The sequence below is a fragment of the Nordella sp. HKS 07 genome (assembly GCF_011046735.1).
GTDB lineage: Bacteria > Pseudomonadota > Alphaproteobacteria > Rhizobiales > Aestuariivirgaceae > Taklimakanibacter.
In genome coordinates this window covers 4,670,955-4,692,861 of the sequence record NZ_CP049258.1, presented here as the reverse complement: position 1 = coordinate 4,692,861, position 21,907 = coordinate 4,670,955, and the positions used below count along the sequence as shown (strand labels likewise).

The window sequence follows — 21,907 nt, the reverse complement described above, 5'->3', positions numbered from 1 at the left end:
GGACGCCGCGGCTCAAGCCCCAAGGGATAGAGAGAGACGATGAACGAGAATGAGCCGAGCGAAGATGATGAGACCGGCTACTGGAATTATCGGGTCATGCGCCGCGTCCATGTGATTTCGAATGTGACCTCTGTTGAATACGGCATAGTCGAAGCCTTCTATCAAACTAATTGTGACAAGCTGCCTTACAACTGGACCGAAGACTTCATGCGGCCCCGCGGCGAGACCATGGAAGAACTGATCAATGACTTGGCGTGGATGACGGAGGCGCTCAGCCTGCCTGTCCTCGATCACAACGGCTTGGAATGCGAGCCGGCCGCCGCGCTCACTGCTGATCTGAAGCAATGGTTTGCCGCTATGCGAGACGTCAGAGGGGGCGCCTGATCACCTCCAGCCCTCTCCCCGAATTATGGTAACAGTGCTGGACTGCGATCCAGCGTCGAGTTTTGACCTGACATCGTCGCCGAAAAATGATGGATGAGCCGAAGGCGACCATCGCGCAACAGCGAGCTCGCCAGAGGCAGCAGCTTGTGGCTGGGCCGGTAGTTCTTCGATCATGGGCAGCGGATGAAATATCCGGCATCGAGCAGTGTCATCAACACTGGCGCCGATGTTCGAGTTGGCTGGCCCGCCATAGAGCAATATCCGTTGACGCTGTTTTGCTGTTGACCTAACGTTTCCTGCCTGAACGCCACCGTCATAGAGTGTCGATCTCCGAGCCCCTCGGGAGGATTTGCGCCATGCCGCCGCAACATGACGTGCCCTGCCTATTTGGCGAGGGGCTCCGCTTATGACGGAGAAACTCAGCGTCCGTGGCGTGAGCAAGAGCTTCGACGGCACACATGCGCTGAGGGATGTTTCGTTTTCGGCTAAACGCGGAGAGGTGCTGGCGGTCTGCGGGGAGAATGGCGCCGGCAAATCGACACTCATGAAGATCCTGTCCGGCGCGATCCTGCCCGACAGCGGCCGAATCGCTCTCGATGGGGCGGAGGTCGAAATCACGTCCCCATCGCAGGCGATGACGCTCGGAATCCGCACCGTCTATCAGGAGCTGAGCCTGCTGCCGCATCTGAGTGTGGCGGAAAACCTGCTTCTGGGGCGGATGCCCCACCGCGGCCCCTCCTGGCGGATCGACTGGCCGGCAACCAAGACGCTTGCCCGGCAAGCCTTGAGCGCGCTTGGTTTCAAGAATATCGATGTCGATGCGCGCACCTCCGATCTCAGCGTCTCCCTCCAACAGATGGTCGAGATCGCCAAGGCTCTGATCGATGAGCCGGGCATTCTCATACTGGATGAGCCGACGGCGGTGCTGTCGGCGCGCGAAGCCGAACTCCTCTTCGAAAAGATCAGGCATCTGACGTCGCTCGGAACGACGGTGCTCTATATCTCTCACCGTATCGAAGAGATCTTCGAGATCTCCGACCACACCCTCGTGCTCAAGGATGGCGCGGCGGTGCTCAGCGCCGAAACCCGAAGCATCACCCGCGATGAGCTCATTCGCGCTTTGGTCGGCCGCTCGCTCGAAGCCATCTACCCGCAACGTGACACTCGGTTGGGCAATACCGTGCTCGAATGCGAAGGACTTTCGCGCGAGGGCATCTTCACGGATGTTTCCTTCCAGATCCGCGCCGGCGAGATCGTCGGCATGTTCGGCCTTGTCGGAAGCGGCCGCACCGATGTCGCCAAGGCGATCTTCGGCGCGAGCCCTGCCACGGCGGGTGAGATCCGTATCGACGGCCACAAGGCGGCGATCACCGATCCCCGCTCGGCAATCGGCCGTGGCATCGTGATGGTTACCGAGGATCGCAAGACTGATGGCCTCGCTCTTGAGCTCAGCGCCATCGAGAATGGCGGACTGGCCTCGATGGAAGCAATTTCGCGTCACGGCGTCCTCAATATTCCCCTGCAATCGAAGAGGGTGGGCGCAAAGCTGGACCAGCTCGCGATCAGGCCGCGCGCGCCGCACAGGCCGGCGCGGCAGTTCAGCGGCGGCAACCAGCAGAAGATCGTGCTGGCCAAATGGCTGCTTGTCGACAAGGTCCGACTTTTCATCTTCGATGAACCGACGCGCGGCGTCGACATCGCCACCAAAGTCGAGATCTACAGAATGATCGCCGACCTGGCGGATCAGGGCCTGGCGATCCTGCTCATCTCGTCGGAGATGCCCGAGATACTGGGGATGAGCGATCGCGTCGTCATCATGCGCAACGGGCGCATCGCGGGCGAACTCGAGCGGAAGGATTTCTCGATGGAAATGGTGTTCTCATTCGCGGCCGGTGTCGAGCACAGCCGCCTCAGCGCGTAAAGGGTTCCGATGCTTGCCCAGGCGACAGAAAAGCTCCGCAGCCGTTATGGCGCAACGGCTCTGACCAACGCGGCCTTCGCGCTCGCCGTACTGGTCCTGATCATTGCCGCAAGCCTTGCCTCGGAGGTCTTTCTCACCGATCGCAATCTCACCAGCATTTCGCGCCAGATCGTCACCAACGGCCTGCTGAGCCTCGGTATGCTGCTGGTCATCCTGACCGGCGGGATCGATCTTTCGGTCGGCTCGGTGCTGGCCTTCGCCGGTCTGCTCGCCACCGGCCTGCAGGCGCATATGCCTTTTCCGCTGGCGATCGCCATAGCACTTGCCATGGGGCTCGCGGTCGGCTTCTTCAACGGTTTTGTGATCGCCCGCTTCAAGCTCCAGCCTTTCATCGTCACCCTGGCGATGATGGGCAGCCTGCGCGGCCTTCTCTATATGTATTCCGATACGCCGCAATATCCGGTCGATCCCCTGTTTCGCAGCCTGCTCGGCGGTGGCTTCATCGGCCCCATGCCGGTGCCGACGCTCATCTTCCTGCTCGCGCTGCCGGTGGTCTGGTTCTATCTCTCGCACACAGTATCCGGGCGGGCTGTCTATGCGATCGGCGTGAACGAAGAGGCGGTTCGGCTCGCCGGCATCAATGTCCGCAAGCATATCATTGCCGCTTATATGGCATCCGGCTTCCTGGCCAGCCTGGCCGGAGTGCTGCTCGCCTCGAGGCTTGGCATCGCGCAGCCAAGCGTCGGTGTCGGCTATGAACTCGACGCGATCGCGGCCGTCGTCATCGGCGGCGGCATTCTCGGCGGTGGCGGCGGACGCGTATCCGGTGTGTTTGGCGGCGTCATTGCTCTCGCTTTGGTCGACAACGTCCTCAATCTCTTCAATGTCGAGTCCTATTACCAGCAGTTCCTGAAAGGCATCATCATCCTGATCGCGGTACTGGCCAGGCGAAAACCGGCCTGAGGAAGCTCGGCCCGAAAAGTCGCAGACTTTTCGGACGAGCCGATGCGCAAATTAGAGCCTTGAAGCCTCGGACCTTCGCCATCGTGGAATGGCGGGGTCCACATCAAAGGGAGTGAAGCATGAAACATCTCGGCAAGCTCTTTTTACTTGGCGCATTCGCACTGATGACAGTAGCGACGGCGCACCTGCCCGCCGCCGCCAAGGACCTCAAGATCGGCGTCGTCAACCTTTCCCTGTGCTGCTCCTATTTCGTCGGCATGGATCAGGCGATCAAGGATGAGGCGAAGGTCTTCCCGAATGTCACGGTGCTGTCCACCGACGCCAAGGGCGACGCCGCCAAGCTCACCTCCAATGTCGAGGATCTGCTGAGCCAGAAGGTCGACGGGCTGATCGTCAGCGCCGCCTGGATCGAGGCGGCACCCGAAGCGCTCGATGCGATCAAGGCGGCGGGCGTCCCGGTCGTGCTGGTCGATCGCATGCTGAAAGGCGGCGACTTCACCAGCTGGATCGGCCCCGACAACTACGCGATCGGCGTCGGCATCGGGCAATATATCGTCAAGCGGCTGAACGGCCAGGGCCTGGTGGTGGTCCTGCGCGGCGGTCCGGCCGACAATTCCATCGGGCTCGCGCGAACCGACGGCATGTTGTCGGAAGTCGAGAAGGCCGGGATCAAGGTCGAGGCAGCGCCCGATTTCGGCGGCTGGAGCGTCGATGGCGGCTTCAAGCTGATGGAGGACATGCTGACCAAGCACCCGCAGATATCGGCCGTCTTCTGCGAGAACGATTCCATGTGCCAGGGCGCTCAGAAGGCGATCAAGGATGCCGGCCGCAGCGGCGACATTTTCCTCGCTTCGGTCGATGGCGAAAAGGGCACATTGAAGGAGATTATGACGGAGGGCACCAACTATGCCGCGACCGGTCTCAATAATTCCGATCAGATCGGGCGCGCCGGCTTCCACCGGCTGATGGCCATCCTGGCGGGTGCGCAAGCGCCGAAGGAGACCGTGCTGCCCTCCCCCATCATCACCAAGGACAATGCGGAGAAATTCTACAATCCCGACAGCGTTTTTTAATTGCGTTCAGCTGGCGGAGGCTGGGCCGTCGCGCACAGCCTCCGCGGACTAAACATTCCGCCCCTACTCCGCAGCCGTCTCCGCCTTGCGCTGTTCATACTCCGCCTTGTGGCGGCGATAGGAGCGCACGCCGACAGGGAGCAGCGCGATATAGAGCAGCGACATCGCAGTCAGCATTTCCCAGGTGAAGGTGATCAGGCTGACGACGACGAGCGCTGCGACGCCGAGCAGCGGCAATACGAGGTCGCGGCTGATGCGCGAGCCCAGGGTCTTGCCCGAATAGGTCGGCACCCGGCTCACCATCAGAAGCGCCACGGCGGCGGTGTAGGGAAGCACCAGCCAGGCCACCTCATGGCCGTCGGGAATGAGGCCGAGGAAGCCCAGATACATCGGCGCCATGGCGAGGCCGGCGCCCGCCGGTGCCGGCGCGCCGGTGAAGAAGTTCATCATCCAGGCGGGCTTGTCCGGATCGTCGATGGCGACATTGAAACGCGCGAGCCTCAGAGCGCAACAGATGGCCAGGCACAAGGCGACCACCCAGCCGAGACTCTTCAGCGAATTGAGCGACCACAGATAGATCAGAATGGCCGGCGCCACGCCGAAATTGACGAAGTCGGCGAGCGAATCGAGTTCGGCGCCGAAACGCGACGTGCCCTTCAGGAACCTGGCGAGGCGCCCGTCGATGGCATCGAGAACGATGGCCAGGATGACGGCGCCGACGGCGAGCTCGTAGCGCCCTTCCATGCCGAGGCGGATGGCAGTGACGCCGCTGCACAGGGCCAGCAGCGTGATGAGATTGGGCACCAGGATGCGGATCGGCACCTGCTTGAAGCGGCGCAGACGCTGCTCGCGCTGGCTCTTGTCGATCGTTTCGTCTTCGGAACCGGGGAGAGTCGTCATCGCCTTCTCCTCAATTGCGCCGGCCGGCACGCTCGGACTCCTGCGAGGTGAAATCGGCGAGGACGGTTTCACCCGCCACCGCGCGCTGCCCGACGACCACCAGGGCGCTGACGCCCTTCGGCAGATATACATCGACGCGGCTGCCGAAGCGAATGAGGCCGAAACGCTCCCCGGCCTTCAGCATGTCGCCGTCCTCGACGAATTTCACGATGCGCCGGGCCACGAGGCCAGCGATCTGCACGACGCCGAGCTTGCGCCCGTCATCCAACTCGAGGGTGAGCGCCTGGCGCTCATTGTCCTCGCTCGCCTTGTCGAGCTCGGCATTGAGGAACTTCCCCGGCACATAGGCGATATGGGCGATGCGCGCATCGACCGGCGAGCGGTTGATATGCACGTCGAAGACATTCATGAAAACCGAGATGCGGGTGAAGGGCTCGCGCGGCAGGTCGAGCTCGGGCGGCGGCACCACACTCTCGATGGCGCTGACCCGCCCGTCGGCCGGCGAGATGACGAGGCCCGCCCGCACCGGCGTCACCCGCTCGGGATCGCGGAAGAAATAGGCGCACCACAAAGTGAGCACCAGCGCCAGGAGCGCCAGCAGATCGAGATCGAGCCAATAGAGGATCAGGGTGACGGCGGCGGCAATGGCGACGAAGCGCCACCCCTCACGGTGGATGGGCACGAAGACCGAGGTGATGGTGTTGGCAAGTGACATGACGGCTGCGGAACCTATCTCAAAATACTAACAAAAGACAGAAAATGTCAGATCGGGGCGCCAGCCGCGACGCCGCTCTCCCCTGAGGCCTCGTCCTCGGCCGCCGCCTCCTCTTCCTCATGTTCGATATCGGCCAAGCGCCGGCGCGCCTCGTCGGCCTCGCGCTGCCTGTTCCACATGGCGGCATAGAGGCCGCGCTTCTTCAGAAGCTCGCCATGGGTGCCGCGCTCGGCAATCGCACCATGCTCCAGCACGATGATCTCGTCGGCCTCGACGACGGTGGTCAGGCGATGCGCGATCACCAGCGTGGTGCGGTTGCGCGACACCTGGCGCAGCGCCGTCTGGATCTCGCGCTCGGTCATCGAATCGAGCGCCGAAGTCGCCTCGTCGAGAATGAGGATGGGCGGCGATTTGAGGATGGTGCGGGCGATCGACACGCGCTGCTTCTCGCCGCCCGACAGCTTCAGGCCACGCTCGCCGACCAGCGACTCGTACCCCTTGGGCAGCGTCATCACGAAGCCGTGAACCTGGGCGAGGCGCGCGGCGTCCTCCACCTCCTCGTCGCTCGCATCAGGACGGCCATAGCGGATATTGTAGCGCACCGTGTCGTTGAACAGCACCGTGTCCTGCGGCACCATGCCGATCGCGGCGCGCAGGGACTTCTGATTCACACCGGCAATGTCCTGGCCGTCGACGAGAATGCGGCCGGAGGCGACGTCGTAGAAGCGGAACAGGAGGCGCGAGATGGTCGACTTGCCGGCGCCCGAGGGACCGACGATCGCCACCGTCTTGCCACTCGGTACGCGAAAGGAGAGATCGCGCAGGATCGGCCTCTCTTTGTCATAGGCGAAATTGACATGGTCGAAGACGATCTCGCCCTTGCCGGGGCGCAAAGGCACGGCGCCGGGACGGTCCTTGATATCGGCCTCGACCTCGAGAAGCGAGAACATCTCCTCGACATCGATGAGGCCCTGCTTGATGTCGCGATAGACCGAGCCGATGAAATTGAGCGGCATATAGAGCTGGATCATCAGCGCGTTGATCATGACGAAATCGCCGAGCGTCATGGTGCCCGCCTGGACCGCATAGCCGCTCATCAGCATCGCGACGGTGAGGCCGACGGCGAAGATCAGCGCCTGGCCGGCGTTGAGGATGGCGAGCGAGATCCAGGTCTTGATCGACGCCTTCTCGTAGCGCTCCATCGCCACGTCGTAGCGGCGCGCCTCATGCTCCTCATTGCCGAAATACTTGACCGTCTCGAAATTGAGCAGGCTGTCGATCGCTTTCGTCGAGGCGTCGGTATCGGCGTCATTGGCGGCGCGGCGGATGTTGATGCGCCACTCGGTGGCGACATAGGTGAAGGCGACATAAGCGGCAACGGTGGCCGCCACCACCAGTGCATAAAGCCAGCCATAGGAATGGGCGAGGATCCCGCAGATGAACAAAAGCTCGAGCGCGGTCGGCAGCGTGTTGAACAGCGAATAGCGCAGTATGGTGTCGATGCCGTTGGTGCCGCGCGAGATGATGCGCGACAGGCCGCCCGTGCGCCGCTCGAGATGGAATTTGAGAGAGAGCGCATGCAGATGGCGGAAGGTGCGCATCGCGAGCTCGCGCACTGCGCGCTGGCCGACCTTGGCGAAGATCGCGTCGCGCAATTGCGCGAAGGCCACCATCAGCACCCGGCCGACGCCATAGACCAGGATCATGAAGGCCGGCACGACGATGAGGGCCGGCACGCCGCCCTTCGCGGTCAAGGCATCGACGGCGTATTTATAGGTGAAGGGGGTCAGGACCGTGACCACCTTGGCGAGGACCAGCGCCACAATGGCGAGAACGACACGGATCTTCAGATCCATGCGACCTTCCGGCCACAAGAGCGGCATGATGTCCTTGAGCGTCAGCCAGTGGCTGCCGTCTCCCCGTCGCAGCGCCGACTGATGCGGCGTCAAGCCGCGTTTCATTGCGCGGCGCCACCCTCGGCGCTGGTCAGCGGGTCGCGGCGCTTGGGGTCGATCTGCTCAGGCGGATTGGCATTGGGAATGGCGAAGATCTGGCCGGGATAGATCAGGTCCGGGTCGCGGATCTGCTCCTTGTTGGCGTCGTAGATCACTGTGAAGTTGACGCCGCGACCATAGATCACGCGCGACAGCTTCCACAGATTGTTGCCGGGCTGGATGACGACCTTGCCGGAGCGCGGCTGGTCGGGCTCGGCCGTGGACGCGGCGGCCGTAGTCTGCTGACCCTCGGTCTCAGTGCCCTGCGGCGTCGTCGGCTCACCGGTCACGGGTGCCGCGGTCGCAGGGGCCGTGGCTTCCGGCTCGGCCTTGGCGACTTCCGTCGTCTGCGGGGCGGGCTGCGCCTCGGGCGAAGTTTCGGTGGCCTGAGGCTGCGGCTCGGGCTCTGCCGGGGCGTTGAGCGCGGCGACGGCCGCCGCATCCTCGCGCTGGAACGGCAGCTCGATACGGGCAACGACTTTGCCGGTGCCCTCGATCTCATCGGCCCGCAGAGAATGAGTGCCCGGCGCTATGATGTCGCTGCCGGCGAAGGACCAGTTGCCCTGGGAATCGACCACGGCGTCGCCGACAGGGCGATTGTCGACATAGAGGCGGATGACGGTGCCGGGCTTGCCGCGCCCGGAAAAGATGATGTCGCCCTTGTCGTTGTAGTCGACGGCGGCGAGCCTGAGCGCGAGATCGGCCGCCTTGGCCGGGCTTTTCTCAGACTTGGGTGCAGCGGTTTCCGCTGGGGCGGTCGCGGCTTCGGACTGCGGCTGCTCGACAGCGACGGTCTCCTGCGATGGCGCTGCGCTTTCGGCGGGGGCCGTTCCCTCGCCTGCCGCCGGCGTCTCGGTCTTCTGAGCCGGCTCGCCGGTTGGCTGGGCTTCCGCCGTCTGCTGGGCTGCCTGGCCCGCGGGCTGTTCGCCTGCCTGCGGTGCTGCGGTCTCGGCCGCCGGCGCAGTGGCTGCCGGGGCTTGTGCGGTCGCCGCGGGAGCCTGTTCCGGTGTCGGCTGGGCAGGCTGGACCTCGGCCGTCTGCTGGGCGGGCTCGGCGGGCTTCTCGGCCTGAGGCTGTGCCGCCGGCTGTTCCGGGGCACCGCCGGCTTGCAGAACCTTGGTGGCGGCCCCTGGCTCGGTCAGGGCGACCATGGCCTGCTCACCGGGCTTCTCGGGCACCGCGACGGCGATGGACTTGTCGGACGTGCTGGTGGTGCCGTCGATGGCCTTCTGCTCGACGGTGATCTCATGCGCCCCCTTGGGCAGCGGATTGTCGGGCACCACGACCCAGGCGCCCTCGGCATTGGCGACCCCTTTGCCCAGGGTTTCGGCGCCGAGCTTCAGAGAGACTTCCGACCCGGGCTGGGCGCGGCCCGCCACGATCGCCTGGCCGTCGGCCTCGACACGTACAGTGTCGAGCTCGGGCTTGGCGGGGCCGGCGGCCGCCGGCGTCTCGGCCTTGGGTGTTTCGGTAGGTTGGATGGCCGCGACTTCCGCCGGCTTTTCAGCAGCCTTTTCCGTTGGGGCACCGCTGCCGGCCGTATCGCCTCCAGCCTGGGTCGCCGTCTGGGCCTCGGGCACGCCCGCCGGCCAATCGGTCATTTTGAGGCCCGCCAGCGCGGCTACGGTGGCAAGGGCTGCCCCGGTAAAGACTACAAGCGGTTTTTTCATTGTCGCGGTTCCATGTTTCCGCCTGTAAATAGTGAGTTACTGGCGAGTCTGCAAAGCTTATGCGGCATTCGGGTCAACGCGCATCCCGGCGAAGCGAATTCGCTTCGCCGAAAGGATTCGCGTAAAGTCAATGTTCTGGCGCAAATCCTGATCGCCAAACCTCTTCGACTTTGGCGGGATTTGCTCTTAACGGACGGCCATCACGCGACCAGGGAAATGTAGGAGAATCATGCGGCATCTTTGTGTTTATTGCGGATCGGGACCCGGTCGGAATCCCGCCTATATCGAGGCGGCCCGGACGCTGGGCGCCGTCATGGCCGATCGGGGCATCGGCCTCGTCTATGGCGGCGGCGGCCTCGGCCTCATGGGCGAAGTCGCCCGCGCGGTCATCGCCGGCGGCGGCCATGTGGTCGGCATCATCCCGGAGTTCCTGGTCAACAAGGAGCGCATGCTGACGGATGTGAACGAGCTCATCGTCACCGCCAGCATGCATGAGCGCAAGATGACCATGTTCGAGCGCTCCGACGGTTTCGTCGCCTTGCCGGGCGGCCTCGGCACCCTCGAGGAACTTGTCGAGATCTCGACCTGGGCGCAGCTCGGCCGTCACGCCAAGCCGATCATTATCTGCGACATCGACAATTACTGGGCCCCGCTCCTCACCCTCATCAACCACATGCGGCAGGAGAAGTTCATCCGCGAGGGCATCGACCTCCGGCTCGAGGTGGTGAAGAAGCCCGCCGATGTCGTCTCCGTCTTTGAGGACCGGCTGCAGCACTCGACTGCCAATGTGCCCGCCGATCCGATCCGCAAGACATTATGAAGGGAACGGGTGCGCGTCTAGCGCACCCATTCCCTTGTTGCATTCACGCAGCAAGACAGGCGTCCGAGATCGCCGCCAGATGGCGATGATCGGTGCCGCAGCAGCCGCCCAGGACCTGGAGATTACGCAGCTTGCCGCGTAATGCACCGTAGCGGGCGCCGAGATTGACCGGATCGCCGATATCGATCTCGGTCGCCGCGTCGAGCTCGGCATGGCTCTTGGTCGATGAGTTCGCCCGTACACCACGGATGCGGCCGAGCCAGGCGCCCTGCTCCAGCACGTCTTCGAAATGCTCCGGATGCGCGCAGTTGATCATGAAATACTGCGGATAGTTTCCGGTCACCCGGTCGACGGTCTCGATCGCCTCGCGCAAGACCTCGCCGGAAGGCAGTCTGCCATCGGTCTCGACCGTGAAGGAGATCGCCACCGGCATATCGCAATCCTGCGCGGCCCGCACGATGCCCACCGCCTCGTCGACATAGTTGAGGGTCACGGCCGAAACCATATCTGCCTCTGACCTCGCGAAGGCACGCATCTGCAAGCCGTGATAGTGGCGGGCCTCGGCGACCGTCATCCGCCCCTCGACACGGTAGCCGTCGCCCCGGGGGCCGATGGCGCCGTTGATCACCATCGGCTCGACCTTGCCGGCATAGGCGTCGCGCAGTTCCACCAGGAATTCGACCGAGAGCCGGTTGGCGGTCTCGATCATGGCGGGCGAGAAGCCGAGCTTCTCGCCCCAGTCGGGGCTGGCGCGCCAGGTCGGCGTATCGAGGATGAAACCCACCCGCTTGCGGCTGGCGAGCTCCAGATAGGGCGTGAAATAGGCGTTCAGCTGCGCGCGACCGGCCTCGCTGGTGATGAGCGGGAAGGCGGCGAAGAAGGGCAATTCCACCCCTTGATGAAAGACCAGAGTAGTTTCCAGGCCACCATCGGTCAGGAAGACGCCCCCGTTCAGCAGGGGCAGCGCTTTGCGGTATTTGGACATGACAGGTCTCCAACTTTGTTGAACCGGCAGGGTCCGGCGAAGGCGCATCGACCTAGCGTAATCTCGACACTCGCATTAAGGTTGTTCCAGCAAGGAAACGGTCATTTCGGCCATGAAGCGGAACAACCGCCCCCTCAATGTCGCCCTCCTGGCGGTGCCCCAGGTCACCGGCTCGACCTTGCACGGCATGTTCGACCTCTTCGCATCCGCCGGACGGGATTGGACTTTTCTCACCCACGGACGGGTCGATACGGGCGCGGCCACCACCTATATCGTGGCCCGTGAGCTTCGTCCGGTTCCCGCCTTCAACGGCATCACCATCACGCCCCACCACACGCTGGCGGACGGGCCGCCGCCCGATATTCTTTGCATCTCGGATTTTTTCATCGCCCCCGGCGAGAGCTGCGCCGGGCTCTTCGAGGCCGAGATCGCCTGGATCCGCCGGCATTATCAGTCGGGTGCCGTGGTCGCGGCCGCCTGCTCGGGCTCGCTCCTCCTCGCCGAGGCCGGCATTCTCGATGGCCACGACGCCACCACGCACTGGGGCTATTGCAAGGCGATGGCGGAAGCCTATCCCAAGGTGCGGGTGCATTGCAGCCGCACCCTCGTGGTCAGCGGCGATGAACAGCGCATCATCATGGGCGGCGGCGGCACGAGCTGGCAGGATCTGACCTTGTTCCTGATCGCGCGCTTCGTCGGCATCGAGGCGGCGATCGAGCTCGCCAAGGTCTATCTCCTCGACTGGCATCATGCGGGGGCGCTGCCCTATGCCTCGCTCGTGACCGCGAAGCAGGCGAAGGACGCCCAGATCACGCACTGCCAGGAATGGCTTGCCGACAACTATAAGCAGGCGACGCCGGTCGCGGCGATGGTCGAGATGAGCGGCCTGCCGGAGCGCTCCTTCAACCGACGTTTCTTCCATGCCACCGGCCTGTCGCCGCTCGACTACGTGCAGTCGCTGCGCCTCGAGGAAGCCAAGCAGATGCTCGAAACGACGACGCTTCCGGTCGAGGCGATCGCCCAGGAGGTCGGCTATGGCGATACGAGCTTCTTCGGCCGGCTGTTCCGGCGCAAGATCGGCGTCACCCCGGCGCAGTACCGCAAGCGTTTCTCGGCCCTGCGCCAGGCGCTCAGCGCGTGATGCGAAAAAGTAAGCACCGGTTTCTCGCAGAACTCACGCGCCAGAATATATGCACGTAAAGGCGACGCGTTAACCCTGCACGGGCTCCAGGGCTTGGCCCATCCTCCAGCCATCACTGGGGGGCGGCATAGTGTAGATTGCGCAGGCGTCAACCAGCCCGTCGTCATCGACTGCACGCGCGACATTGAACAGCGATGACGCGAGGGCAATCACCGCCCTTTCTCACCAATTCAAACCGCCGATCCCGATACTCCCTGTTCAGACTATCTTACATTTAATGAAGCGACGGGAACTATATCCTCCGTTAGATTCCGCCCGACGCGACCGTCTGGTATCAAGCAACCGTCCTTCTATGTTGCGGGATACCATTCGTGTCCGACGCTGTTGAGACTTCTGTAGGTTACAGAGGCAAAGCGCTCCCATTGCTCTCGCTCGATCAGAGCCTCGATATGAATTCCGCCGACGCGAATGCCTTGTATTCGCGGCATCTGAACAAATACATGCTGCAGATATTCGACATTCTCGGCCTCAAGGACATGGACATAAGAGGGGCCGAGGGGCTGGAGATCTGGCTGAACGATGGCCGAACCCTTCTCGACTTCTCGGGCGGCCTTGGGGTCGTGGGACTCGGACACAACCACCCCCGCATCATTGAAGCCGAACGCAAGTGCCACGAGCGCAAGGTCATCGATTCGATCAAGATCGCGCCGCACAAGCTTCAAGGCGCGCTCGCCCACAATCTGTCTCTGTTCCTGCCGCCGCCGCTGACGGTATCGTTTTTTGCCGTCTCCGGCGCGGAGGCGAACGAGGCCGCCATGAAACTCAGCGAGCGGGTACAGACGCCGAAGGGCAAGACCAAGTTTCTGTGCATGCGCGGCGCATTCCACGGCAAAACGCACGGCCCCCTATCATTGACCACTGCGACGGATGTTCAATCCGGATTCCTGCTGGGCGTGCCGAAGGAGAATGTCGTCTACGTCCCGTATGGCGACATCAACGCTATGAGCGCTGCCATCAAGGCTGAAACGGATGCCAGCGGCCGCAACCCGATCATCGCCGCGATTATCGAAACAATCAACGGCACGACCTGCGAAGTTCCAAAGGCAGGCTATCTGAGTCAGTTCGTGGCGCTCTGCAGAAAAAGCGACATCATTTCGATCTTCGATGAGGTGAAGGTCGGAATGGGACGCAGTGGCCGCTTCTGCGCCTTCCAATATGAAGATGTCGTTCCCGATATCGTGACGCTCGCGAAGACGTTGGGAGGCGGCAAGCGGGAAGTCGCGGCCATGGTTACATCGCAAGCGCTCTTCGACCGGGCCTACGGCAATAAAAACGACTGCACCCTGCATAGCTCGACCTTCAGCGGCCTCGGCGCAAGCTGCGCCGTCGCAATTGAGACGCTCAACATTCTTCAAGATGAAGGATTGATCGAGAATGCCGAGCGCATCGGCCAATACCTCTCGACGCGCCTCCACGACCTGAAGGCGAAATATCCCCGGCAGATTGTCGATGTTCGCGGCAGGGGTCTGTTCCAGGCGATCCGCCTGAACTTTCACCAGGACCTGGCGTCCAAACTCATCGATGTTTCAAAGAACCCCTTGTTTCAAACCTACCAGACCGTCCTGATCGGCGCGGTGACCCGACAACTGTTCGAGCGCCACAATATCCTGGTGCATTTCCAGCCCGGTGCGCGGGACCTCCTGCATTTCCTGCCTCCCTTCGTCGCGCAGCAGCGGCACATCGACAAGCTCATTGCGGCTCTGGACGATACTTTGTCGAACGGAATCGCGGACGCGACGCTCCGCTTCGTGACACAGAACATAAAGCGCGTCTTCCGGGATCTGACATGACGGTGGCAGGCATGTCGCGGCCATGCGGTTCGATCATGCCTTGTGATGGTGCCGCCACATCCGACAGCCAGCCGGCGGTTCGAATGGACCGACGGTATTGGACTGTCGGCACCAGCTTGATGCTTCTCTCCCTCGCTGTGTTCCTCGTCAACACCCGGCACGGCATCGGAATTCTCCCCGACACCACCCGCTACATGGGCATCAACGACCTTCCTTACGACGCCCCCGTCTATGCGTGGCTCGTGAGACTGCCGGCGCTCATGGGCATAGACATGGATGCCGGAGCCAAAGCACTCGGACTGATCTTCGCTTGCGCCAATACCTTCCTTGTTTGGCACCTGCTGTTTCGCGCCACAGGCAAATACCGCTATGCCATCGTCGGCACCGCGCTCATTGTATTGGCGCCGCAATACGTAGCCGTGCACGCATCGGCGATGTCGGAACCGCCGTTTCTTTTTTTCCTGCTTCTCACCCTGCTGACCATCCTGCGTTACTTCAAGACTGAGAAAAGAGGCTGGCTCGTCGCCAGCGCGGTGGTTCTGGCGGTGGCCTCCCTCACCCGATTTGCCGGGCCGACACTAGGCGGGGCGATCGCCCTGAGCCTCCTTCTCAATCCGCGGCACGACCGCCGCCGACGCATTGCCGATGCGGTCCTCTTCGGGCTCGTGAGCGCCGGCATATTCGTATTCTGGGTGGCGCTCAGCCAAATCCGGCATGGTCACTCCCTCGGCCGCGAGCTCTGGTTCTATGGCAATATGGGGCCGGAAGAGTGGCGGCGTAGCTTCGGATCGTTGATGGCCTGGCTTCTGCCTGACGACGTGCCGAACTCGCTGCGAGCGATCGTTTTCCTGATCTTCGCCCTGGCCGCGGTCGGCTTGATCACTGCGCATTCGCGCCGAGCCCTCGAGCGCGCTCGGACGACGATCGTCGTCCACGACTTTCTGCCCCTGATCCTCGGCCTGTTTACCGTCTGCTACATGGCTTTCATGGCTCTCGCCGCCACGATCGAGGCGAACCTGCTCCTGAACAGTAGATACGCTTTGCCGCCATATGTCATGACCGTCATGGCGGTGACAATCGCTCTTGCCGGATCGAGTGGCTTGGCAGGCGCTTCGAGAATGATTCACGACAGCTTGGTCGTCCTTGCCATCATTGTTTTGTCCACCCATTCGGCGCGCACAGTCGTCAGGTCCCTGGATGCCTATCATTCCGGAATTGGCTATGCCGGCCTCGAATGGAAACAATCCCCGACGATGCTTGCGATCCGAGACCTGCCCGGTAATGCGCTCGTCTACAGCAACGGGCCAGATGCAATCGCGTATGTCCTGAAGCGTCCGGCGTCCTTCATTCCCGCGCGATTTCAGTTGCGTACGGGGGTCGAGGACCCGTCAAACACATACGAACAGCAATTGTCCCGCCTGCAGCACGCTGCGGAAACTCAGCGCACATTTATTGTCATGCTCGACAAAGTCGACTGGCGTTTCTACCGGGCCAGCGAAGCCGATCTCATGAAACACCTTTCCCTCGTCAACGTCGCCACGAAACCTGATGGCCGTATCTACGAAGTGCTGCCCGCTGTCACCAAGGAGTGAGGCCGTGCCGCGACATCGCGAAGGGTCGGAGAACAACAATATGGATGTCGATACTCTGCCGCTTGTCAACACTCCGAAATCTGGAAGGGCACCGTTCGGCAGCTACGTCGCGCTCGCCAGGTTCGATCATGCCAGCAAACATGTCTTCATCATACCTGGTCTCATTCTCGCCTATGCCCTGCGCGAACCCTCTCTCGATAACGTGGTTGTATCGGTCCTTCTCGGCTTTGTGAGCGCAGTCGCCATCGCTTCGGCGAATTACGTGCTCAACGAATGGCTCGACCGGGATTTCGACGCGCACCATCCCTCCAAACAAGCGCGGCCCGCCGTTCAGTGGTCGCTTTCCCCCTTCATCGTCTACCTCGAATATGCGACCTTTGCCGCGGTCGGTTTGATCCTTGCGTGGCAGATCAATACCCCCTTCTTCTGGACATCCGTCGTTTTTCTGGTCTCCGGTCTCATCTACAATGTGCCGCCGGTCCGGACGAAAGACCTGCCTTATGTCGACGTCATTTCAGAAGCGATGAACAATCCGATCCGACTGACGCTCGGCTGGACGTTGATCGATCCTTCCACGCTACCTCCAAGCAGCATTATCATCGCCTACTGGTCGGCCGGCGCCTTTCTGATGGGCGCGAAGAGACTCTCCGAATATCGGGACATTATCGGCGCCGGCGGCGCAGAGCGCCTTCACCGCTATCGCCGATCCTACCGCTATTACAACGCCGAGAGCCTGACGGTTTCCTGCTTTCTCTACGCGATGATATCGGCGTTCTTCATTTCTGCGTTTCTGGTCAAATACCGGCTGGAATATATCGTGGCTATGCCATTCATCGCCGTCTTGTTTTCTTCCTATCTTTGGCTTGCCCTCCGGAGGGATTCGATCGCACAACGGCCAGAGCGAATGTTTCACTCAAGGCGGTTGGTTGCATCGCTCGGCATCGCGGTAATCGCGCTGCTTATCACTTCCTTTGTCGACATGCCGTTTCTCTACGACCTCTCGAAGGCGAGCTTCATCCCGGTTGACAGGTTGAAATGAAGCATAGCGCTCCGTCGATCTGGGATGGCCGCGATCTTGTGGTATTCGATGTTGACGGCACGCTCTACAATCAGGCTCGACTGAGAAAGCGCATGCTCCTCGGCCTGCTTCTTGACGCGATGCGGTCGTGCAGCTTCAATACCATGAAGATCCTGCGGGACTTTCGCGCCTGCAGAGAGTCTTTGGCCCGCACTTCGCCCGATGATTTCATGGAGCGGCAGTTTGCGGAGACAGCCGCTCTCAACGGGCGCCCGGTCGAAGAGGTAAAGGCGATCGTGAGGGAATGGATCGACCGCACACCGCTCCCTTACCTTCCCGCCTGTCGCTACCCGGGCATCGGAGCGCTGTTCGAAGGCTTGCGTCAGTCGGGTCGGCTCATCGCTATCCTTTCGGACTATCCTGCAGTTGAGAAGCTCGCCGCGCTTGCCCTGGAAGCCGACCTCGTCGTCAGCGCGACCGACGTCGACGTGAAGAGTCTGAAGCCTGACCCGGCCGGTCTGGTCAAAATACTCCGCACGACCGGCATTCCGGCGGAGCGGGCCTTGATGGTGGGTGACCGCTTCGACCGGGACTGGGCCATCGCCGAGAGAGTGGGCATGGACGCCTTGATCCGCTCAGATCACAAAGACCCTCGCTGCATGACATTCCGGTCCTATCACGACGCCGTTTTCGCGCCGCTGCTTCAGTCGAGGACATTGGAACGAGATCATGAAGCCTGACTCGGCCCCCAAGTTCCCCAGCGTGGATAGTTGTGTAAGCGCCCTGACGGACACGCTGGTCAGGATCGACAGGCCGAATTCCAGCGAACAGGTGAATCTGGCGCCGATTGTCGCCTTTCTGCAGGCAACGCTGGCGAGAATGCCGGACTATCTGCGTCTTGTATTCCGAATACTCACGCTGGTCTTCGATGCCTGGCCCCTCATCGTCAGTGGAAGACCGTTTCATCGTCTCGATCTCGCGCGCCGTATCGACCAGGTCGAGCGTTGGCAGCGATCACGCCTGACGTTTCGCCAAGCGTTGATCGCATTCTACCGTTCCTTCGTGATCTTCGCCCTGTATTCCGAACTGAACAAGGAGGAAACCGCCTCTGACTTTTGCACGAAACAGGACTGAGCGCCTCCGGGAGCAGATGACGGCGGACATCGTCGTCATAGGCTCCGGCCCCGGTGGGGCGGTCACGGCAACGCTCTGTGCCGAGGCGGGCAGATCCGTGCTTCTCATCGAAGAGGGGCAGAAACTTCCCGTCCATTGGCCGGCACATTTTTCCCGCGATGAGATTCTCCAGAAATACCGCAATGCCGGGATAAGTGTCGCGCTCGGTTCCACGCCCATCGCCTATGTCGAGGGACGCTGCGTCGGCGGTGGTAGCGAAGTCAATCGCGGCCTGTACCATCGCACGCCCGCCTATGTTCTCGATTGGTGGCGCGCCGATTATGACGTCCAGCATCTCTCGCTCGATGAGTTGACGCCGCATTTCGCGGCCTGTGAAGAAATCGCGCGTGTCGAACATCTGCCGGGCGAGGCATCTCCGATCTCCAAACGCCTGCGGGATGGGGCAAAGGCTCTCGGCTGGAAGGTGATCGAGGCGCCGCGCCTTTACCGTTACGCCGGTCGAGATGCCGGCAAGCAGTCGATGTCGGCGACTTTCGTTTCGCGCTTTCTCGAAGCTGGGGGTCGGCTGATGGCCGATACCGCTGTTCGCCGGCTTTCGCGAAGGGGAGGCAAGTGGCATCTGGACGCGACGCATGCGCCATCGAATGGCACTCGCCAGGCCGTCACTATTTCCGCCGACAGGGTCTTCATCGCATGCGGTGCCGTTCAGACGCCCGCCCTCCTGCGACGTAGCGGCATAAAGTGGAACATTGGAGATTCCCTGCGCTTTCACCCGATGCTGAAGGTTGTCGCGGAGTTCGCGGACGAGGTGAATGTTTCCGGCGATTACGATCCCGTCCATCAAATCAAGGAGTTCGAACCCCTATTCGGCATGGGCTGTTCTGTCAGCAGCCAGCCATTGCTCGCACTGGCCATGGCGAATAGAGCCGGCTTTACGCCGCAACTCCAGGATCGCTGGCGTCGAATGGGCATCTACTATGTGCAGACGACCGGTGGATGCGCAACGGTGCGCAATCTGCCGTTCTTCCGCGATCCGTTGGTACGGGTTCGCCATAGCGACTGGGACCTCAGCCAATATGCCGATGGATTGAGACGATTGGCGCAGGCGCTGCTCGCTGCCGGCGCCGTCGCCGTCTATCCCGCCGCGCCCCAATATCCTGTACTCCGTTCGAGCGCTGATCTTCGGAAACTGCCGGAGAGCCTGCCCAAGGGGTCCGGCAACAATCTGACATCGGTTCACGTCTTCTCGTCATGCCCGATGGGCGAGAACCTGGCGCGTTGCGCGACGGACTCGTTCGGTCGCGTGCGTGAAGCAGACGGTCTCTATATCGCCGATGCATCGCTGCTTTGCGGTCCGACCGTCGTGAACCCGCAAGGGACGGTCATGGCGATCGCGCACCGCAATGCAACTCACGCCATAGACAATAACTTTGCCTTGCGGTGATTGTCTCAGGTCGATCGCGGCGCCTTCTCGGCTGAGGCGAAAAGCAGCCAGCAGACCCCGAAAATTGCCGTCGGCGCCCATAGGATGAGATGAGCAAGGAGCACCACAGCAATAGCGACCGACGCGTCGACCCCGACAAGAGCGAAAGCCTGGACTCCGAAGAACTCGAAGGCGCCAAAGTGTCCTGGAAGACTGGGTACAAGAGTTCCGAGTGTGCTGAAGGCAAATGCCAGGAAGGGCTTCAGCCAATCGCCCGCCGCTCCGCCCAGGCTCAGCCAGGCGCCAACGAGCACCAGACTTTCGAGAATCCACAAGGCCAGGGACATCCCCGTGAACATAGCGATTCTCTGCCAGGATCCGACCTGAAGCACGGCTGCCGATGTGGCCCGCAAGCCTGAGATCAGCATCGCAACGACAGACAGCTCGACGCCCCGCAACAACCTCTCGAACATTCGAGTAAGAAGGGCCGGCGCAAACAGCATGCCGAGTCCTCCAAGAAGAGCCACGGCGAGGGCGACCTGGAAGTGCCATACCAATCCAGGCTGTGCCGAGACATCGACCAGCGCGAGGGCGAGCGCTCCCAGGATGACGATCGTCACCAGATCGAGAATTCGCTCAACGATCATCGTGCCGATCACGGTGCCCGCGGAGATGCCAAACTGCCGGCTGAACCATACCACGCGAAAGGCGTCGCCGACCCGCAGCGGCAGGAAATCGCTCATGCCGAAACTGGCGATGAACGGGCCCACGGTCGGTGCCAAAGGGATGTCGCGACGGCTTGTTTGTCGAAGCATCATCCAGAAGCGCACGGCCCGCAGCAGGAAATCCGTGACAAAGGCAAAAATCGCGATGAGTAGCGGGCTCACCCTGGCGCGCTGAAGCAAGGCGCCGACTTCCGCCAAACGCACATCACGTACGACCAGTATGACGAACGCGACCCCGGCCGCGAGTCCGAGGCCGATACGAAGCGCCGTTGCGATGCGGCTTCGCGGTACCCGGCTGGCGTCACGCATCGCGTGCAGTCCTATACTGCGGATGGCGCGCCGCGAGCGTTGTCCGATCGATCATCTTGAACTTGCAAAGGAGTTTACAGAGATGAATTCGTATCGCTCCCTCGGGGGCGACGGTCCTATGGGGTTGGCCCGACTAGCGGAGTCTCATCCGCTAGGGCCAAAATGTCAACAAAACTCCATCTGCAAACCGTGGAGGCAAGGGACCTGACTTGTCCCGTCCCGATCTTCGAATGGCGTCACCCCTGCGCCGGCTCCAGCGCTTCCTGCATCCTCCGGCCCTCGCGCAACGCGGCATAGGTGTAGATGGCGAGCGCGCCCCACAGAAGCACGAAGGACAGCCAGCGCCAGCCATCCATCGGCTCGCCGAAGACGAAGACGGCGGTGAGGAAGACGAGCGACGGCGAGATATACTGCATGATGCCGGCGGTCGAATAGCGGATGCGCCGGACCGCGACGGAAAAGAACAGCAGCGCCGTCGCGGTGAGGACACCGCAGCCGATCAGCATCCACGTATAGAAAGGCGTCGTCAGGAAGAGCGCCTCGCCCGTCTCGCCCATCCATACCGCAATGGCGAATGCGGGCAGGAAAATGATCAGCACTTCGATGAAGAAGCCCTGCGTCGCGCCGACGGCAACGGTCTTGCGGATCAGGCCATAGAGGCAGAAGCTCGCGCCCAGCATGAGCCCGAGCCAGGGCACGACGCCCGCCGCGATGGTCTGGATCAGCACCGCGATCACCGCCAGCGCGATGGCGGTCAGCTGCAGACGGGTGAAGCGCTCGCCGAGGAAGATGGCGCCCGCCAGAACATTGAGGAGCGGGTTGATGAAATAACCGAGGCTCGCCTCGATGGTGCGGCCATGCTGGATGGCCCAGACATAGAAACCCCAGTTGAAGGCGATGAGCAGGCTGGTGAACAGCAGGGTCAGCACGATACGGGGGCTGGCCAGCGCCCTCCTCACGTCGTCGAACTGGCCCAGCAGCCAAATGACGATGGCGGCGACGGCGAGCGACCAGAGGCCGCGATGGACCGCGATCTCGACCGGCGAGGCGGCATCGAGGAGCTTGAAATAATAGGCCATCACGCCCCAGACGAGATGGGCCGCAATGCCGAAGGCGACACCCTTCTTGGCCTCGGCCAGATGGGCGGCGGAAACAGGAGTATCGATGGCGGACATCGCCGGGGGTTTAGCCGAGCCCTATAGGTTCAGCCACCCGGCCCGCAAGCATAGGTCGCATGCCCGAGGCGCACGCGTGAGGTCCCCGGATGGTTCCTCAATCTCCCCTTCTCCC

At 62.2% G+C, this 21,907-nt stretch carries 19 protein-coding genes; 12 read left to right on the top strand and 7 right to left on the bottom strand.

Features of this window, described 5'->3' with window-relative positions; translation table 11 throughout:
* Positions 1-39: 39 nt before the first annotated feature.
* The 4 genes from G5V57_RS22060 to G5V57_RS22045 all read left to right on the top strand — a co-directional run bounded on the left by G5V57_RS22060 (position 40) and on the right by G5V57_RS22045 (position 4,341).
* A complete protein-coding gene (locus G5V57_RS22060) occupies positions 40-384 on the top strand; it encodes a hypothetical protein (RefSeq protein ID WP_165169693.1) in 345 nt (114 codons plus the stop codon).
* A gap of 406 nt (positions 385-790) precedes the next feature.
* Positions 791-2,305 (top strand): sugar ABC transporter ATP-binding protein, encoded by a 1,515-nt coding sequence (locus G5V57_RS22055; RefSeq protein WP_165169692.1) that lies wholly within the window; start codon positions 791-793, stop codon positions 2,303-2,305.
* A 9-nt stretch (positions 2,306-2,314) separates the two neighbouring features.
* Entirely contained in the window at positions 2,315-3,268 is a 954-nt protein-coding gene (locus tag G5V57_RS22050) for an ABC transporter permease (protein WP_165169691.1), read from the top strand.
* Between the two features lie 119 nt (positions 3,269-3,387).
* On the top strand, positions 3,388-4,341 hold the full coding sequence (locus G5V57_RS22045) for a substrate-binding domain-containing protein (RefSeq protein ID WP_165169690.1): 954 nt from the start codon (positions 3,388-3,390) through the stop codon (positions 4,339-4,341).
* Between the two features lie 63 nt (positions 4,342-4,404).
* Here the strand turns inward: G5V57_RS22045 and G5V57_RS22040 are convergent, their stop codons facing one another.
* The 4 genes from G5V57_RS22040 to G5V57_RS22025 are packed head-to-tail and all read right to left on the bottom strand — an operon-like array spanning position 4,405 to position 9,620.
* Positions 4,405-5,241, bottom strand: coding sequence for a phosphatidylcholine/phosphatidylserine synthase (locus G5V57_RS22040; protein WP_165169689.1), 837 nt, complete (start codon positions 5,239-5,241; stop codon positions 4,405-4,407).
* Between the two features lie 10 nt (positions 5,242-5,251).
* Positions 5,252-5,956, bottom strand: coding sequence for a phosphatidylserine decarboxylase (locus G5V57_RS22035; RefSeq protein WP_165169688.1), 705 nt, complete (start codon positions 5,954-5,956; stop codon positions 5,252-5,254).
* Between the two features lie 47 nt (positions 5,957-6,003).
* Entirely contained in the window at positions 6,004-7,917 is a 1,914-nt protein-coding gene (locus G5V57_RS22030; protein ID WP_165169687.1) for an ABC transporter ATP-binding protein/permease, read from the bottom strand.
* Complete coding sequence (locus G5V57_RS22025; protein ID WP_165169686.1) at positions 7,914-9,620, bottom strand: LysM peptidoglycan-binding domain-containing protein; 1,707 nt, start codon at positions 9,618-9,620, stop codon at positions 7,914-7,916. The genes G5V57_RS22030 and G5V57_RS22025 overlap by 4 nt, the downstream gene beginning before the upstream one ends.
* Before the next feature lie 229 nt (positions 9,621-9,849).
* Between G5V57_RS22025 and G5V57_RS22020 the strand changes: the two genes are divergently transcribed.
* A complete protein-coding gene (locus G5V57_RS22020) occupies positions 9,850-10,440 on the top strand; it encodes a TIGR00730 family Rossman fold protein (protein ID WP_165169685.1) in 591 nt (196 codons plus the stop codon).
* 43 nt (positions 10,441-10,483) lie between these two features.
* On the opposite strand, the gene G5V57_RS22015 is transcribed toward G5V57_RS22020, so the two are convergent.
* Positions 10,484-11,425, bottom strand: a complete 942-nt coding sequence (locus G5V57_RS22015; protein WP_165169684.1) for a homocysteine S-methyltransferase family protein — start codon at positions 11,423-11,425, stop codon at positions 10,484-10,486.
* A 112-nt stretch (positions 11,426-11,537) separates the two neighbouring features.
* Here G5V57_RS22015 and G5V57_RS22010 point away from each other — a divergent pair, with 112 nt between their 5' ends.
* The 7 genes from G5V57_RS22010 (at position 11,538) to G5V57_RS21980 (ending at position 19,604) form a co-directional block, all read left to right on the top strand.
* A complete protein-coding gene (locus G5V57_RS22010) occupies positions 11,538-12,566 on the top strand; it encodes a GlxA family transcriptional regulator (RefSeq protein ID WP_165169683.1) in 1,029 nt (342 codons plus the stop codon).
* A gap of 449 nt (positions 12,567-13,015) precedes the next feature.
* The gene (locus G5V57_RS22005) at positions 13,016-14,416 is read left to right on the top strand and encodes an aspartate aminotransferase family protein (protein WP_371744834.1); all 1,401 of its coding nucleotides are present in this window, start codon (positions 13,016-13,018) and stop codon (positions 14,414-14,416) included.
* Entirely contained in the window at positions 14,413-16,008 is a 1,596-nt protein-coding gene (locus tag G5V57_RS22000) for a glycosyltransferase family 39 protein (RefSeq protein WP_165169681.1), read from the top strand. The genes G5V57_RS22005 and G5V57_RS22000 overlap by 4 nt, the downstream gene beginning before the upstream one ends.
* Positions 15,965-17,047, top strand: coding sequence for a UbiA family prenyltransferase (locus G5V57_RS21995; protein ID WP_371744583.1), 1,083 nt, complete (start codon positions 15,965-15,967; stop codon positions 17,045-17,047). The genes G5V57_RS22000 and G5V57_RS21995 overlap by 44 nt, the downstream gene beginning before the upstream one ends.
* On the top strand, positions 17,044-17,766 hold the full coding sequence (locus tag G5V57_RS21990; RefSeq protein ID WP_165169680.1) for an HAD family hydrolase: 723 nt from the start codon (positions 17,044-17,046) through the stop codon (positions 17,764-17,766). The genes G5V57_RS21995 and G5V57_RS21990 overlap by 4 nt, the downstream gene beginning before the upstream one ends.
* Entirely contained in the window at positions 17,756-18,160 is a 405-nt protein-coding gene (locus G5V57_RS21985; protein ID WP_165169679.1) for a hypothetical protein, read from the top strand. The genes G5V57_RS21990 and G5V57_RS21985 overlap by 11 nt, the downstream gene beginning before the upstream one ends.
* A gap of 16 nt (positions 18,161-18,176) precedes the next feature.
* Positions 18,177-19,604, top strand: a complete 1,428-nt coding sequence (locus tag G5V57_RS21980; protein ID WP_165169678.1) for a GMC family oxidoreductase — start codon at positions 18,177-18,179, stop codon at positions 19,602-19,604.
* A gap of 5 nt (positions 19,605-19,609) precedes the next feature.
* Here G5V57_RS21980 and G5V57_RS21975 read toward each other — a convergent pair whose 3' ends face one another.
* Entirely contained in the window at positions 19,610-20,617 is a 1,008-nt protein-coding gene (locus G5V57_RS21975) for a lysylphosphatidylglycerol synthase transmembrane domain-containing protein (RefSeq protein ID WP_165169677.1), read from the bottom strand.
* 236 nt (positions 20,618-20,853) lie between these two features.
* Entirely contained in the window at positions 20,854-21,792 is a 939-nt protein-coding gene (gene rarD / locus G5V57_RS21970; RefSeq protein WP_165169676.1) for an EamA family transporter RarD, read from the bottom strand.
* Between the last annotated feature and the right edge of the window lie 115 nt (positions 21,793-21,907).

Bases quoted from the DNA above. Each gene is read 5' to 3' on its own strand.
- G5V57_RS22060 (WP_165169693.1), top strand. From the start codon at position 40: ATGAACGAGAATGAGCCGAGCGAAGATGATGAGACCGGCTACTGGAAT.
- G5V57_RS22055 (WP_165169692.1), top strand. From the start codon at position 791: ATGACGGAGAAACTCAGCGTCCGTGGCGTGAGCAAGAGCTTCGACGGC.
- G5V57_RS22050 (WP_165169691.1), top strand. From the start codon at position 2,315: ATGCTTGCCCAGGCGACAGAAAAGCTCCGCAGCCGTTATGGCGCAACG.
- G5V57_RS22045 (WP_165169690.1), top strand. From the start codon at position 3,388: ATGAAACATCTCGGCAAGCTCTTTTTACTTGGCGCATTCGCACTGATG.
- G5V57_RS22040 (WP_165169689.1), bottom strand. From the start codon at position 5,241: ATGACGACTCTCCCCGGTTCCGAAGACGAAACGATCGACAAGAGCCAG.
- G5V57_RS22035 (WP_165169688.1), bottom strand. From the start codon at position 5,956: ATGTCACTTGCCAACACCATCACCTCGGTCTTCGTGCCCATCCACCGT.
- G5V57_RS22030 (WP_165169687.1), bottom strand. From the start codon at position 7,917: ATGAAACGCGGCTTGACGCCGCATCAGTCGGCGCTGCGACGGGGAGAC.
- G5V57_RS22025 (WP_165169686.1), bottom strand. From the start codon at position 9,620: ATGAAAAAACCGCTTGTAGTCTTTACCGGGGCAGCCCTTGCCACCGTA.
- G5V57_RS22020 (WP_165169685.1), top strand. From the start codon at position 9,850: ATGCGGCATCTTTGTGTTTATTGCGGATCGGGACCCGGTCGGAATCCC.
- G5V57_RS22015 (WP_165169684.1), bottom strand. From the start codon at position 11,425: ATGTCCAAATACCGCAAAGCGCTGCCCCTGCTGAACGGGGGCGTCTTC.
- G5V57_RS22010 (WP_165169683.1), top strand. From the start codon at position 11,538: ATGAAGCGGAACAACCGCCCCCTCAATGTCGCCCTCCTGGCGGTGCCC.
- G5V57_RS22005 (WP_371744834.1), top strand. From the start codon at position 13,016: ATGAATTCCGCCGACGCGAATGCCTTGTATTCGCGGCATCTGAACAAA.
- G5V57_RS22000 (WP_165169681.1), top strand. From the start codon at position 14,413: ATGACGGTGGCAGGCATGTCGCGGCCATGCGGTTCGATCATGCCTTGT.
- G5V57_RS21995 (WP_371744583.1), top strand. From the start codon at position 15,965: ATGGCCGTATCTACGAAGTGCTGCCCGCTGTCACCAAGGAGTGAGGCC.
- G5V57_RS21990 (WP_165169680.1), top strand. From the start codon at position 17,044: ATGAAGCATAGCGCTCCGTCGATCTGGGATGGCCGCGATCTTGTGGTA.
- G5V57_RS21985 (WP_165169679.1), top strand. From the start codon at position 17,756: ATGAAGCCTGACTCGGCCCCCAAGTTCCCCAGCGTGGATAGTTGTGTA.
- G5V57_RS21980 (WP_165169678.1), top strand. From the start codon at position 18,177: ATGACGGCGGACATCGTCGTCATAGGCTCCGGCCCCGGTGGGGCGGTC.
- G5V57_RS21975 (WP_165169677.1), bottom strand. From the start codon at position 20,617: ATGCGTGACGCCAGCCGGGTACCGCGAAGCCGCATCGCAACGGCGCTT.
- rarD (WP_165169676.1), bottom strand. From the start codon at position 21,792: ATGTCCGCCATCGATACTCCTGTTTCCGCCGCCCATCTGGCCGAGGCC.